Source organism: Sediminibacillus halophilus (assembly GCF_900103695.1).
Taxonomy (GTDB): Bacteria; Bacillota; Bacilli; order Bacillales; family Amphibacillaceae; genus Sediminibacillus; species Sediminibacillus halophilus.
Window position 1 is genome coordinate 258,157 of sequence record NZ_FNHF01000001.1, and the last position, 14,930, is coordinate 273,086.

Consider the following 14,930-nt stretch of genomic DNA (forward strand, 5'->3'; position numbering starts at 1 on the left):
CTATCCTCCCAGTTCGAGATAGGATATGATATTCACCCAGTCAGTAGTTTGTGCTAACTGTCCTTTTCCTCATCTAAATCGACTTTTTTTCCACCGATAGTCAAATACGAATATACCTCTAAATCTGGTTTTAATTTGCTGAGACCTTGTAAATATGGTTTCACCAAGTCTTTAAAATCTTCTGTAACCCCTTCATGCTCCAACTGACCGTAAACATACATTTTATCACTCTCAATTAAAAACGCCAGATATCCGACAGCTTTTTCACTGTCATCCACAATATTCAAGACTTGTGCCTCTTCTTTTAAAAATTCTGGTGAAAAATATAGTTGCAAACCAAACTCCTCCTTTAATTAAATCATTCCGTCGTTAATTGAAGCTTTTTGAATAAGGTATGTGCGGTTCCGTCTTCATCCTTTTTTTTCTTTTTCACGTGAATAAGCAGTAGACACAACAGGGCGACCAGTAAGGTTAATCCAGCTGTCGTTAAAAACATCCCGTTTCTCGACCAACTCATCAGCCAACCGTAGACCGGCGGGCCGGCAGCAACGCCGAGAAAACGAACAGAACCATAAAGAGATGTAACAAACCCTCTTCTTGCCTTACCGACAGATCCTGTGATAAGACTGTTTAGACACGGCAGAACAAGACCGGTACCGATACTGCTGACTACCAGAACGGCAATAAATGGAATGAGTTTTGTGAAAAATACCAGTGATGCAAAGGAGGCCGTCATCAACAATAGTCCCAAAACAATCAGCAATTTCATGATCCGGTGATTTTTCCCTATTTTACTACCGGTGGTGAAAGAGGTAGACATCAAGAATAAAAGTGGGATTGCTAGTACACACCCTTTAAGCACACCATTGATGTTGTAATTACTTTCCAGTACATCAGAAAGATAAAAAAGCAGGCCAAACAATGTAAATAACCCGGTTGCCCCTGCCAAATAGGCGGTAAATAACCAGCGTCCCTCATGCTTGAATACGGTAAAAAGCCCCTTTAAATAGTTGCCAAGCGTCGGCGGTTTTTGCTTTTTCTTTTTTTCTCGCACAAAAAACAACAGCAGTAAAATCGATATAAGACAAAATATAGGAAAGCCGAAGAACGGGCCATACCATACAAGTAATGCTAGTAGGGAACCGACAATTGGTGAGAGCACCTTTCCAAAGCCGTTAGATGCCTCTACAAGTCCCAACACCTTACTCTGTTCGGCCCCCTTGAATAAGTCTCCTGTCAAAGCCATAGCAATCGGAGCTGTCCCAGCTGCGCCGATTCCCTGTAAGGCTCTGCCAATGAGCACCCACATGTAGGCGCTGTCGAACCAGGCGCTCGCCATTCCTGCAAGCAAACCACCGAGCCCATATAGCATCAATGCCGGTAAAATGATACTTTTCCTTGTGAAACGGTCAGACAAATATCCTAAGACCGGAATGGAAACAGCTGCAGCTATCGAAAAAATCGTTATGGTCAAACTTGATTGAAAACTGTTGATATCCAATTCCGATTCCATCTTTGGCAATATGGGAATGAGCATCGAATTGCCAAGTGTCATAATCAGTGGAATGGAACTGATTGCTAATATAGCTGGTCCTTTGTGTAATTTAGTTGCCACAGGGCTTGACACTCTCCTTTTATTCTTTGCCTTCTATTATGGGAGTCCGTGCCTGTATTATGAGTAAAAAAAATTACCAGGCATAGCCTGGTATAATCCAACGCAAAAAGCATAAGCACTTGCTCATCAATGCAAAAAAAGCTTGCAGGGAAATATTGGATTTCCTTGCAAGCTGCAATGTTTTCCTTATTGTGCGACTTCCTGTGAAATATATGCTGCCACATCGGCAATTTCAGAATCGGAAAGGTCACCTTCAAAAGATGGCATACCGTTTCCCCCGTTTCGCACCTTATCTTCCACTTGACTTTGGTCCTGTGCTACTTCAGACTCCTGCAAGTTCGGACCGCTAGCTCCTTCACCTTGTTCACCATGGCAAGATAAGCAGTTATTTTCGAACACAGTCTTACCGTTTGAAGGATCACCGGATTCGGCTGTTTCTGAACCGCCGGAATCGGAACCTCCGGAGCTGTCTTCGCCACCGCCGCCACCGCAGGCTGCCAGCAGCAATGCTAATGCAAATAGAGAAGCCATTAGTAAGAATTTTTTATTTTTTGTCATGTCAGCCTTTTCCTCCTTGTATATCATTTATAAGTTAAAGTAACTTAGCTATAATCAGGATGCTTCATTTTCTGCTTCTGTTTTTAGCTTTCGCTTATACATTACTTTGGACAACAATACACCCAGTTCATAAAGGGCAATCAAAGGTCCTAACACGATTATTTGCGATATAACATCTGGCGGAGTGATCAGTGCAGAAACCACTGCCATCAGCAGGTAACCGTATTTCCGTACTTTCCCAAGCTTGTCCGGTGTTACCAGGCCAACAGCAGTCAGAAACATCAATACCAGCGGAACTTCAAATAAAAATCCTAATGGAATCGAAGTCATCAGCATAAAAGAAAAGTACTCTTTTGCTGTAATCATCATATCAAAATTTTGAGTTCCTAAATTCATCAAAAACCCAAAAACAGTAGGAAAAATGACAAAAAAGCCAAAAGCCAAACCTGCCACGAAACTAAGAAAAATACCTGGAATAAATGATATCGCTGTTTTGCTCTCTTCTTCCGTGAGAGCTGGCTTTATAAATTTCCAAATTTGGTATCCGATAAACGGAGCGGAAAAACCGAGACTAAGACTCCCGGCAATTCCTGTATAAAATCTGACCACATCAAGTGGTCCAAGCATAACAAGCTTTTCCTGATCCGTTAAAATTGGAATAACTTGATTGATGGATAGCAGGATAACAATAAAGCATACAGCGAAAAAAACGACTGAGTTGATGATTGCTTTTCGTAAATCCGTTATATGCTCTACGAGCGTCTGTTCTTCAACCTGCGCTTGTTGCATGGTCATTCTCCCCTTAATTCGTTAAGATGGTAAATCTTTTTTTTCTTCCTCAGGGGCATCAACCGTTTTTTTGCTGTTAGTTGATTCATCATTATCACTCATCAGATGGCTTGCCGATTTCTTGAATTCTGATAATGTCTGTCCAAAAGCAGCACCGATTTCAGGAAGCTTCTTCGGTCCAAAAATAATCAAGGTAACAACCAAAATAATAATTAATCCGGGGATTCCTATGTTTGTGAAACCCATTGTTTATCTCTCCTTTTGATAGCTTTATTAAAGCTTGTCTTCTTACGCTAACTGGCTACTTTTCTTGGCTTGTACGAGCTGACCATCTTCGTCCCTGAATTTGAGGATACCTTCAGCAGCACGGTATGCAAGTGCTCCTACTGTTCCGGTAGGGTTATAGCCGCCATTATGCGCAAAGGCCGAAGCGCCTACCACAAAAACATTGTCCGCGTCCCACATCTGCAAGTAATTATTAACAGCAGATGTTTCAGGATCATCGCCCATAATTACCCCGCCAGTATTGTGCGTTGTTTGATAAGGGACAATATTATAATGATCACTGATAGAACGAGGCTCTACATTGTCAGCACCCATTTCTTTCAGTATTTCAGCGCATTTTTCAGATATATATTCATGTAGCTTGCGATCCTGTTCGGTATAGTCGTAAGTCAACCGAAGCAGTGGGTTTCCGTAAGCATCTTTATAATCCGGATCTAAACTCAAGTAATTATCCCGGTGTGGAATGGATGCTCCCTGCCCACCTACAGATAGTGTACGGTGGTAGTACTTAATAGATTGGGATTTGAACTCTTGTCCCCAGTTTGGAGTACCGCTCGGTACCGTGTTATTGTTAATCGGCCGTTTACCTGTCTGAGTGATCGACACAGACGCACCGTGAATGAAGTCTACATCCGAGTGATCAAAATTATCACCATTATAATCGTCGACAGTGGCACCTAGTGCACCTGCACCCATGTAGGTATTAAACTTCTCTTCTTCAAAGAAACCAGTAGCCCCCGGAAGAATTTGATAGCAATAATTCTTTCCAATTACACCATTTCCTGTTTCCGGATCGTATGGCTGTCCAAGTTCAGACTGTAACAAAAGACGAGTATTGTTCATCACATAGCTGGTCAGAACAACGATGTCAGCGGGCTGTTCAAATTCTTCTCCTGTTTGTACATCAACGTATCGTACCCCTGTGGCCCGATTACCATCGTGAAGAATTTCCGTGACATTGGAATTAGTTCTCAATTCAAAATTGCCAGTGGCTTGCGCGGTAGGAATGACCGTTACGTTCGGTGAAGCTTTTGCACCATACTCACATCCGAACCGTTCACAGAACCCGCAATACTGACATTTATACATTTTCTGTCCGTCTGGGTTCTCATAGTTTTCTGTCATATTGGCAGAAGGCATTTGAAAAGGATGCAGATCAAGATTTTTTGCTGCTTCTTTAAATTTCTTCGTGATTGGTGTATCAACCATTGGCGGATTTGGATAAGGATTGCTTCTTGGAGCTCCCATTGGATTATCTTCTCCGCCAATACCGGCAGTTTGTTCAAATTGATAGAAATAAGGTTCTAATTCTTCATAGGTGATTCCCCAGTCTTGCAAAGTATAATCGTCGCCTAATTTGTTGCCATATTTTTCATCAGTCATCGACTTAATTTGCAAATCATATGGCAAAAAGCGCCAGGTTTGGCCATTCCAGTGGACTCCTGCACCACCCAAACCTTCTCCTAACAGAAAAGAACCTAACTGCCGCATCGGCAGTGCCCGTTCGTCCCGGTTGTTTCGGAAAGTAAGTGTTTCTTTGGATAAATCCTGCATTAAATCATAACGGATAGCATATCTGTATTCATCATGCACCATTTGAAAGTCTTCCGTTGAACGCTTTTTCCCTCTCTCAAGTCCTACTACTTTCACACCTTCTTTAGCCAGTTCTGCGGCGATAATGCCGCCTGTCCAGCCTACACCGACTGTTACTACTTCGACTTTATCCAATTTTTTTGCCATTGTTCATCCCCCTATCTCATTATGATGAAATATGTGCTCTTAATGCCTTAGGCTCTTTCTCGATGAATTCCTCCTTCTTGATTTCATCAAGGTAGCTCATTTGGCTTCCAGGGAATTGTTTCATTTCCCAGGCGGCCATGTTTCCATTTCCGCCATACAATGGATCGGAATAGGCACCTTCGATGGTTGCCGAGCGAAGCAACTCGAAAAATGTGGTTGGAGTGACCCCTTTCAGATCCACATCTCCATCCTGGAATTTTTGCAAAATTTCATCCTGCTGTTTTCCTTCCAAGTCAACGAAAGATGCGTCGAAGTCTTGTTGACTTTGCTTTTCAATTGCTTGTATTCCAACATCAAACACTTCATGCCGTTTGAGTCTCGTTTGATAGCCTTGAAAATCGGATCCTTCATAAAAAGGGCCCTGCATATACTCTTTATCGTTATGTCCATATGCACCAGCCAATTGGTGGTCAATGAAGTAAGGAACTCCCAATTCAATGGCGCCAGGTCCATTATCGTCTTCCGGGAATATCCTTTCTGTCGCTGCACTAAGTATGTTGAAATCTTCTTGTCTGGCAAAGTACATCAAGGCTTTATTGAAGTTCGTATTATTCGAACCTCCATCCGTTGTATTGGACGCTGTCTGACTCCCGTTGTTGGTGACACTGGTCGTGACCAATGTTCCCAGAAGACCGCCTCCGATTGCACCTCCTGCTACATAGCCGGAGTTTTTAATGAATTTCCGGCGTGACATCTTTGTATTGCTATTATTTTCCGCCATCTTGTTCCTCCTTCCGAAATATGTAGTGGCCGGTTACTCTCGTAAATGTAACCTTAAATACTAGTTACCACTGTTTAAACTTGTTAAACATATAGAAAGAAAAAAATTCTCATCAAACTTTGCAGAAAACTGCCATCAAAGGAAACGAAATAGCAAAATTTTTTAATATTTTCTGCTCAATTAATCAGTAGAAGGAAAAATGGATTTTCTCTGTTTTTTAATACTATGTAAGTTCGGGAACATCGTCTTTATCTGGAATATTGAAAAAGGGCTGACACTTCCGAAGCAACAGGCAAGATACCTCGCCTTCCACGGACACTGCTTGTACTTGCTCAGATGGTATAGACATCACCACACTCCGTATAAAACCGTTGATATTAAATGCTATTTTTATACAAAAAGAAAAACCGAACGATCTCGAAAGTTTATCCTTCGAAACATCGTACGGTTTTAGTTCTGATTACTGCCATTAGATCCCGCTTTTCACGCTTACAATTGCTGATTATCCTCTTTCAGTATGTGTTCATACATCAACCGGTAGGACTCTGTTCGTTGTTGGAAGTCATTAGTATAAGTGACCACCATAACCTCATCTGCCTGAAAAGAAGATTGAAGTTCTTCTAATTTGTTTTTGACCAAGTCAGGGGTTCCCACCACAACTTTTTTTATCAAGTTTTGCACTTTCTGTTCGTCCTCTTCGTTTAAAACAACGTTATCGTTCACCAGTTGTTTTTCCGCCAATACTTTATTAAGCATGACAGAGTACGCAATTTCCTCCGCCTTTTCTTGAGTGGCTGCGCACAGAGCATTGACAGTTAAAACGGTATATGGAGAACTGAATTCCGGACCTGGTTCAAAGAGATTCCGGTATTGGTTTACAGCCGCAGCTCCATCCTTATCGCTCATAAATTGCCCAAAGACATAACCAGTGCCGTTTTTGGCTGCTAATTCGGCACTTTTTTCACTCGTACCAAGTGTCCACGGAATCGGAGGATGATCCGGAAGTGGTGTCGCTTTCGTATCAGCAAAAAAAGAGTTTTCCGGAAAGTCTTCTCTTATAAAATGAAGTAATTCTGTTACTTTTTCGGGCATTTTTTTGACGTTCTCTAAGAAATTTCCCGAAAGAGCAATGGATGCCTCCGGAGAGCCACCTGGTGCACGACCGATACCAATGTCGATTCTCCCTGGAAATAAGACAGCAAGCAGGTTATAGATCTCTGCCACTTTGTATGGCTGATAGTGAGGCAGCAACACTGCACCGCTACCTATCCGGATGTTGTCCGTGACAGCACCGAGGAATCCCAGCATGGTCTCCGGGGCCGAGCAAGCTATATTCCGCATATCATGATGCTCTGCCATCCAATAACGACTGTATCCCCATTTGTCGGCTAATTTTGCCAGCTCACCGGACGCCTGTAATGCTTCATGTGCTGTATATCCGGGAAAAACCGGCGCCTTGTCCAGAATACTTAACTTCATTGCTGTCCTTCTTCCTAATGTTTATTTCTGTCCTCACTATTACTTTGAGACTTAAGCGTTACTCGATATTTATCGTCCAATTAAATGGATCCGCTTGTTTCCCCGTTTGTATTCCGGTTAATGTCGTATACAGCTGTTTAGCAACTTTACCTGTTCTTCCTCCGTTCACTTCAATATTTTTCCCATGCCAGGATAATTCGCCTATCGGTGAAATAACAGCGGCAGTTCCCGAGCCGAAAGCCTCCTCCAATTTGCCGTTTTTGGCAGCCTCAAAGACTTCCTCCATAGAAATTCGTCGTTCGCTAACAGGATAATTCCAATGTTTCAATAAATCGATTACCGAGCTTCTGGTGACGCCTTCAAGGATACTGCCGTTCAAAGCAGGGGTGATGACTTCTCCGTCTATCTTAAAGAAAACATTCATACTGCCGACTTCCTCAACATATTTCTTTTCGACGCCGTCCAGCCAAAGTACTTGCGCATATCCTTTGTCCGCTACCAATTCTTGTGCCTTTAAACTGGAAGCATAGTTACCTGCGGTTTTCGCTTCTCCTGTTCCACCGGATACAGCTCTGACAAATTTGTTTTCTACTGCAATTTTAACTGGATTGATTCCTTCTTTATAATAGGCACCCACAGGGGAAAGAATAATGATAAATTGATAATTTTGTGAAGGTGCCACTCCAAGATAGGGTTCCGTAGCTATGACAAACGGTCTGATGTACAAGGAAGTTCCCTCGGCAGAAGGTACCCAGTCTTTGTCCAATCCGACCAATGTTGTGATTGCCTCCAGTGCCAATGTTTCATCAATGGCAGGTATGCACAATCGATCGTTTGATCGATTCAAACGCTTCATGTTTTTTTCTGGACGAAATAGTTTAACCTTTTCATCAGGCGTCAAATAGGCTTTCAATCCTTCAAACACTGTCTGACCATAGTGAAAAATTATAGAAGCTGGATCAAGCGTCAAAGGCTGATAGGGTATAATTCTCGGATCATGCCAACCCTTTTCTGTGGAGTAATCCATGATGAACATATGGTCTGTAAAAACTCTTCCAAACTCTAATTGATCAGTCGTTGGTTTTGATTTGCTTGTTTCTGATTTCGTAATTTTAATTTTTTCCATGTTCAAGACTCCCTGCATATATGTAGTTAATGGCTTTTTTGTATGGTTTGTTGTTTAATGCACCGAATTGAAAAACTGCGAATTGTATCAAACTGTTATTTCCAATATTAGTACTAATATTGCCGGAACAGCTGGTTCGCTCTCAAATGCTAACAGATAAGATAGCGAAAACCCATTCTTAAGCTCGATCGCAGATTACTTCACCTGTCTAAAACAACAACCTATTCAAAAAGAGCTTTTTTTCAAAATTGTTTGTAAAAAACATTGTAGTACGAAATAGGTTGGAAAAACAACCAGAAAAAATACTTTTTTATATTCAAACGCTTTCTTCTTAAAGAGATACATGGCTCCAACAAATCAGCCATGAGAGAAAAGACCTTGTTTTCCTATCAGGAAACAAGGTCTCTACCCTATCATCTCACCGTCTACATAGCAGCAGCAGAAGGGAGCGAGGAAGATCCCATTAAATAGTGATCAACCTGCCTTGCCACTTCCCTACCTTCATTAATTGCCCAAACTATCAAACTTTGCCCTCTTCGTGCATCGCCAGCAGCAAATACACCTTCCACATTAGTAGAAAATTCGCCATAAACAGCTTTAACTTTCCGGTTATCCGTATCAACGCCAAACTGCTTTAGAACCGGTTGTTCAGGTCCTTCAAACCCTATTGCAATCAGGACGAGCTGAGCCGGCCATACTTTTTCCGTTCCTGGTACTTCCTCGTACACAAACATACCGGTTTCGTCGGTGACTTTCTTCATTTGAACTGTATGCAATTCTTTCAATTTACCATTATCGTCCTTGACGAATTTCTTTGTCTGAATAGAATATTCTCGTGGATCTTCGCCGAATTTTGCCTCTGCTTCTTTATGTGCATAATCGACGCTGAATACCTTTGGAAACTCCGGCCAGGCGTTATCCTCTGTTCTTGCCAAAGGAAGTTGAGGGTGCTTGCCAAATTGCACAATACTGTTACAGTTTTGTCTTAGTGCAGTAGCAATGCAATCAGCACCTGTGTCTCCTCCCCCGATTACGATGACATCTTTCCCTTCCGCATCAATCCATTCGCCTTTTTCCAATTCTGTTCCGAGCAGGCTTTTTGTGGAAGCCGTTAAATAATCCATTGCGAAGTGAACTCCCTCAGCCTCTCTTCCTCGTAATGGTAAATCACGTTGTTTCTGGGCGCCTGTGCAAATAATGACAGCATCATATTTAGCATTCAATTCTTCAGCTGTGATGTCTTTCCCTACTTCTGTACTGGTAATGAAGTCAATTCCTTCTTGTCTTAACAAGTCTATTCTACGCTCTACCACTTCTTTTTCAAGCTTCATATTTGGAATGCCGTACATTAGCAATCCACCTGGTCTATCGGCCTTCTCGAAAACAGTTACAGTATGACCTGCCTGGTTTAATTGGTCCGCGCTTGCCATTCCTGCGGGTCCAGAACCGACAATAGCGATTGTTTTTCCGGTTCGCTTCGCTGGAATCCGGGGAGTGATCCACCCATTTTCAAATCCTTTATCGATAATCGCCCGTTCAATATTTTTAATGGTGACTGCTGGATCCGAAATAGCCACCGTACAAGAGCCTTCACATGGTGCCGGACAAACCCTTCCAGTAAACTCCGGAAAATTGTTCGTTTTTTCCAAACGCTCCAATGCTTCTTTCCACTTTCCACGGTAAACTAGATCATTCCATTCAGGAATCAGATTATAGACAGGGCAACCAGAGGTAGCCCCGTTTATTTCAGTTCCGATATGGCAGAAAGGAGTACCACAGTCCATGCATCGTGCCCCTTGTCTGCTCATTAGTTCATCCGAGAAAGGAGCAGAATATTCTTTCCAATCGTTTAAGCGTTTTTTGGGGTCACGTTCGGCTGCTTCTTCCCGCTTAATTTCGATAAAACCTGTTGTTTTTCCCATATTCTAGTCTCCTTTCTTAGTGTACAACTACCTGTTTTTTCGTTTTCTGTGCAGGGATGACCTTTTTGTCTTTCTTGGCGTTGAATGCCTCCATTTTCGCTTCTTCGTCCGAAAATCCAGATGCCTTCAGTCCATCGATATGTTCTAATGTTTGTTTGTAATCCTTTGGAATAACTTTGATAAACTTACTTACTGCTTGATCCCAGTCAGATAGTATAGCAGCTGCTTTACTGCTGGAAGTATAGTGATAGTGATTTTCTACCATTGCTTTCACATCTTCAATTTCATTCTCCTGCTCAAGCTGTTCAAATTCAATCATTTCTTTATTCGTTAAAAACTCAAACTGCTCCCTGTCATCCGTGTAAACATAGGCGATACCACCAGACATACCTGCTCCAAAGTTTTTTCCGACCTCGCCGAGAACAACAACGCGTCCACCAGTCATGTATTCGCAGCCATGATCGCCAATCCCCTCGACTACTACTTGAGCACCGCTGTTACGCACAGCAAATCGTTCACCCGCGAGACCGTTTATATAGGCTTCGCCGGAAGTAGCGCCATAAAAAGCCACATTGCCCGCAATGACATTACTGTCGGCAAAGACAGTCGATTCCCCAGGGGCAGAAACAACAATTTTCCCTCCAGATAATCCTTTTCCGACATAGTCATTAGCGTCACCAGTCAATAGCAGAGACATTCCTTTAGGAACAAAAGCGCCAAAACTTTGACCAGCAGATCCGGTAAATCTCAACGTAATCGTATCTTCTGGCAATCCTTCTTCTCCATATCGTTTCGATACTTCACTACCAGTGATAGTCCCTGCTACACGGTTGGTATTGCGAATCGGGAAGGAGACATCTACCTTTTCCCGGCGCTGCAATGCCGGTTGTACAGCCGGAAGTATTTGTGTCAGGTCCAGAGACTGTTCCAACTTATGGTTCTGAGCTGTCTGTGCTGTTCTTACTCCTTCTACAGGATGAATCAGCGTTGATAAATCAAGATCTTTTGCCTTCCAATGTTGGTTTGCACGTTCGCTTATTTCTAAAACTTCTGTTCTTCCGACCATTTCATCGATGGAACGGAAACCTAATTCTGCCATGATTTCGCGTACTTCTTGTGCAACAAAGCGCATATAATTTACGATGTGATCTGGATCACCCATGAATTTTTTCCGTAATTCCGGATTTTGGGTGGCAACCCCTACTGGGCAAGTGTCCAAATGGCAGGCACGCATCATGACACAGCCCAATACAACAAGGGGAGCAGTGGCAAATCCAAATTCTTCAGCACCGAGCAAGGAAGCCATGACTACATCTCTTCCAGTCATTAATTTTCCATCCGTTTCCAATACTACTCGATCTCTAAGTCCATTGAGCATCAGCGTTTGATGTGCCTCTGCCAACCCAAGCTCCCATGGCAGCCCGGTGTGCTTAATGCTTGTTTTAGGAGAGGCGCCGGTGCCGCCATCATATCCGACGACGGAAATAACATCTGCCGCCCCCTTGGCTACACCTGCAGCAATGGTTCCTACTCCAGCTTTTGCGACTAATTTGACACTGATTCTTGCATTACGATTAGCATTTTTTAAGTCGTGAATAAGTTGTGCCAAGTCTTCGATCGAATAGATATCATGGTGTGGAGGAGGTGAAATCAACCCAACTCCAGGGGTAGAACCACGCACATCGGCAACCCATGGGTAAACCTTGTTGCCCGGAAGCTGTCCGCCTTCTCCTGGCTTCGCTCCTTGGGCCATTTTAATTTGCAATTCTTCTGCATTTACTAAATAATGGCTTTTTACGCCAAAACGACCGGAAGCTATTTGCTTAATCGAACTTTTGCGAGAGTCTCCATTTTCATCCGCGATAAACCGCCTGGGGTCTTCTCCGCCTTCTCCGCTGTTGCTTTTTCCTCCCAAACGGTTCATCGCAATTGCCAAAGATTCATGTGCCTCTTGACTTAAAGAGCCGAAAGACATTGCACCTGTTTTAAACCGTTTGACAATCTGGTCCACGGATTCAACTTCTTCTATAGGTATCCCCTTGTTGTCCGATTTAAAGGTGAACAAATTCCTTAAAAAATTGAGCCTTTCTCCATCGGCTGCTTTGGAATATTCTTTGAAAAGACTATAATCTCCTCGTCTGCAAGCCCACTGTAACGTATGGATCGTTTTCGGATTGAAGGCATGGTGTTCTCCGCCTTTCCTCCATTGGAAATCACTTCCAGAGTCCAGGGTTTCATCAATCGTTTCAGCATAAGCATCCTCATGCCGTTTTTTCGCTTCTGAACCAATCGTTTTTAATCCGATACCATCTATTTGGGAAGCAGTTCCGGTAAAATGCTCATCGACTACACTTTTGCTAATTCCGACAGCTTCGAAAATTTGCGCTCCCCGATAGCTTTGAATAGTGGATATTCCCATCTTGGACATCACTTTCACTACGCCTTCCGTAACACCGGCGATGTATTTTTCCACTGTCTCCTGGTAGCCTAGCTCCAGATTTCCTTCGGCAATCACCTGCTTGAATGTTTCAAACACAAGGTAAGGATTGATTGCATCTACACCATAGCCAATCAATGCCGCAAAGTGATGAACCTCGCGTGTTTCCCCTGTTTCTATCAATATACTGACTTTTGTCCTGTTCCCTTGTCGCACTAAATATTGATGCAAGGCACTAACAGCAAGCAATGCCGGAATGGCTGTTTCTTTTTCGGTCATTCCCTTATCCGACAAGATAAGCAGGTTGACTCCTTCAGCTATTGCCAAATCTGCTTTTTTAAAAAGGTTTTGTAATCCTACTTCTAAGCTGTCTTCAAACAGAGAAGCGATTTTCCTGCTTTTGAAGCCTTCATATTTATCCTCAGCGAACTGCTTTAGTTGAAAATTGGACAACACTGGCGTTTCCAGTTGGATTCGCCGACAGCTGCTTTGATCAGGATGAAGGATATTCCCTTCCGGACCTAGGTATGTCATGGTCGACGTCACGATTTGTTCCCGATAAGCATCAATTGGCGGATTTGTTACTTGGGCAAACAATTGCTTGAAGTAATTGAACAAGGACTGCGGTCTGTCCGAAAGTACAGCCAGCGGCATATCACTACCCATCGATCCTATCGGGTCCTTTCCTTCTTTTACAACCGGTACGAGATATTTATAGACATCTTCATACGTATAGCCGAAAGCTTTCTGGCGAGTAAATAAATCAGCAACTGGATTAGCATCTGCTTGTTCGACCTGATTCGATACTTTTACAAGCTGATTCTCAAGCCACTGCTGATAAGGTTTTTCTTGTGCCATCTCTGACTTGATCTCTTCGTCGGAAATAATTCTTCCTTCTTCCAAGTCCAAGAGAAGCATCTTCCCTGGACTCAGGCGGTCTTTATATAATACATTTTCTTCTTCGACATCAATGACGCCAACTTCCGAAGAATAAACAATATAGTCATCTTTTGTGACATAATAACGTGCTGGCCGAAGACCGTTCCGGTCCAGGATCGCACCGATTTGCCGGCCGTCCGTAAATGTAATCGAAGTCGGACCATCCCATTGTTCCATCAAAGTACTGTGGTATTCATAAAACGCCCGTTTTTCATCCGAAATATGCGGGTTGTTTTTCCACGGTTCCGGAATCAACATCATCGCAGCATGGGCAGGTTTTCTTCCAGCCAGTGTAAAAAACTCCAAAGCATTATCCAACACGGCGGAGTCACTTCCCTCCGCATTGAGAATCGGCAGAACCTTCTGTAAATCTTCACCAAATGCTTCGGATGCGAATTGCTTCTCTCTGGCTTTCATCCAATTCGTGTTTCCGCGCATCGTATTGATTTCACCGTTATGAATCAAATATCTGTTAGGATGCGCCCTTTCCCAGGTCGGAAAAGTATTTGTACTGAACCGTGAATGTACCAAAGAGAATGCCGATACAAACGATTCGTCTTGTAAATCCAAGTAAAACTCATCTACTTGTTCGGGCGTTAATAAACCTTTGTAGACAATAGTCCTGCTTGATAAGCTGGCAAAATAGAAGCGATATTCCTGTTCACGCGCCCAGTTTTCCGCTTGCTTCCGAATGACATACAGTTTGCGTTCAAATGCCAAGTTATCGATCAAATCATCTGAAGCCCCGATGAATACCTGCCGGATTACTGGACAAGTCTCTTGCGCCTTTATTCCGATATTTCTGACATTTACAGGCACATCACGCCAGCCGAGCAGTTTCTGCCCTTCCTGCTCAATAATATGGTTCACATAGCCTTCTACTTGCTTTTGTTCGTTTTCATCTTTAGAAAAAAACACCATGCCTACTCCGTATTTACCTGACTCCGGCAACTGCATATCCGCACATACCTTACGGAAATAAGCATCCGGTACTTGAACCATCAATCCGGCACCGTCGCCAGTCAACGGGTCGCTTCCCTGACCGCCTCGATGGTCAAGCTGGCATAGCATCTGCAATCCTTTTTTCACTATATCATGTGTCGCTAATCCCTTGATATGAGCATATAATCCAATACCACATGCGTCACGTTCAAATTCAGGATTGTATAGGCCTTGTGCTTCAGGCATCTGATTAAACGTCATAATATACGCCCCCGTTCACTCTATTCCAATTAAGGTGTCTTATTTCTATTGTAGGT

At 43.0% G+C, this 14,930-nt stretch carries 11 protein-coding genes; all 11 read right to left on the bottom strand.

Annotated elements, in window-relative coordinates; all coding sequences use genetic code 11:
• Positions 1–53: 53 nt before the first annotated feature.
• A complete protein-coding gene (locus BLR82_RS01390) occupies positions 54–335 on the bottom strand; it encodes a hypothetical protein (protein ID WP_074597228.1) in 282 nt (93 codons plus the stop codon).
• A 23-nt stretch (positions 336–358) separates the two neighbouring features.
• Complete coding sequence (locus BLR82_RS01395; protein ID WP_139186901.1) at positions 359–1,555, bottom strand: MFS transporter; 1,197 nt, start codon at positions 1,553–1,555, stop codon at positions 359–361.
• A 246-nt stretch (positions 1,556–1,801) separates the two neighbouring features.
• A complete protein-coding gene (locus BLR82_RS01400) occupies positions 1,802–2,173 on the bottom strand; it encodes a c-type cytochrome (protein ID WP_074597230.1) in 372 nt (123 codons plus the stop codon).
• Between the two features lie 54 nt (positions 2,174–2,227).
• The gene (tatC, locus tag BLR82_RS01405; protein ID WP_245693622.1) at positions 2,228–2,962 is read right to left on the bottom strand and encodes a twin-arginine translocase subunit TatC; all 735 of its coding nucleotides are present in this window, start codon (positions 2,960–2,962) and stop codon (positions 2,228–2,230) included.
• A 21-nt stretch (positions 2,963–2,983) separates the two neighbouring features.
• On the bottom strand, positions 2,984–3,208 hold the full coding sequence (gene tatA / locus BLR82_RS01410) for a twin-arginine translocase TatA/TatE family subunit (protein ID WP_026570216.1): 225 nt from the start codon (positions 3,206–3,208) through the stop codon (positions 2,984–2,986).
• A 42-nt stretch (positions 3,209–3,250) separates the two neighbouring features.
• Entirely contained in the window at positions 3,251–4,987 is a 1,737-nt protein-coding gene (locus BLR82_RS01415; protein ID WP_074597232.1) for a GMC family oxidoreductase, read from the bottom strand.
• A 19-nt stretch (positions 4,988–5,006) separates the two neighbouring features.
• Positions 5,007–5,768, bottom strand: a complete 762-nt coding sequence (locus tag BLR82_RS01420) for a gluconate 2-dehydrogenase subunit 3 family protein (protein ID WP_074597233.1) — start codon at positions 5,766–5,768, stop codon at positions 5,007–5,009.
• A 489-nt stretch (positions 5,769–6,257) separates the two neighbouring features.
• Complete coding sequence (locus BLR82_RS01425) at positions 6,258–7,247, bottom strand: LLM class flavin-dependent oxidoreductase (RefSeq protein ID WP_074597234.1); 990 nt, start codon at positions 7,245–7,247, stop codon at positions 6,258–6,260.
• 58 nt (positions 7,248–7,305) lie between these two features.
• A complete protein-coding gene (locus BLR82_RS01430; protein ID WP_074597235.1) occupies positions 7,306–8,373 on the bottom strand; it encodes a branched-chain amino acid aminotransferase in 1,068 nt (355 codons plus the stop codon).
• 425 nt (positions 8,374–8,798) lie between these two features.
• Positions 8,799–10,295 (bottom strand): glutamate synthase small subunit, encoded by a 1,497-nt coding sequence (gene gltD, locus BLR82_RS01435; RefSeq protein WP_074597236.1) that lies wholly within the window; start codon positions 10,293–10,295, stop codon positions 8,799–8,801.
• A 16-nt stretch (positions 10,296–10,311) separates the two neighbouring features.
• Positions 10,312–14,874, bottom strand: a complete 4,563-nt coding sequence (gene gltB / locus BLR82_RS01440) for a glutamate synthase large subunit (RefSeq protein ID WP_074597237.1) — start codon at positions 14,872–14,874, stop codon at positions 10,312–10,314.
• Positions 14,875–14,930 lie beyond the last annotated feature (56 nt).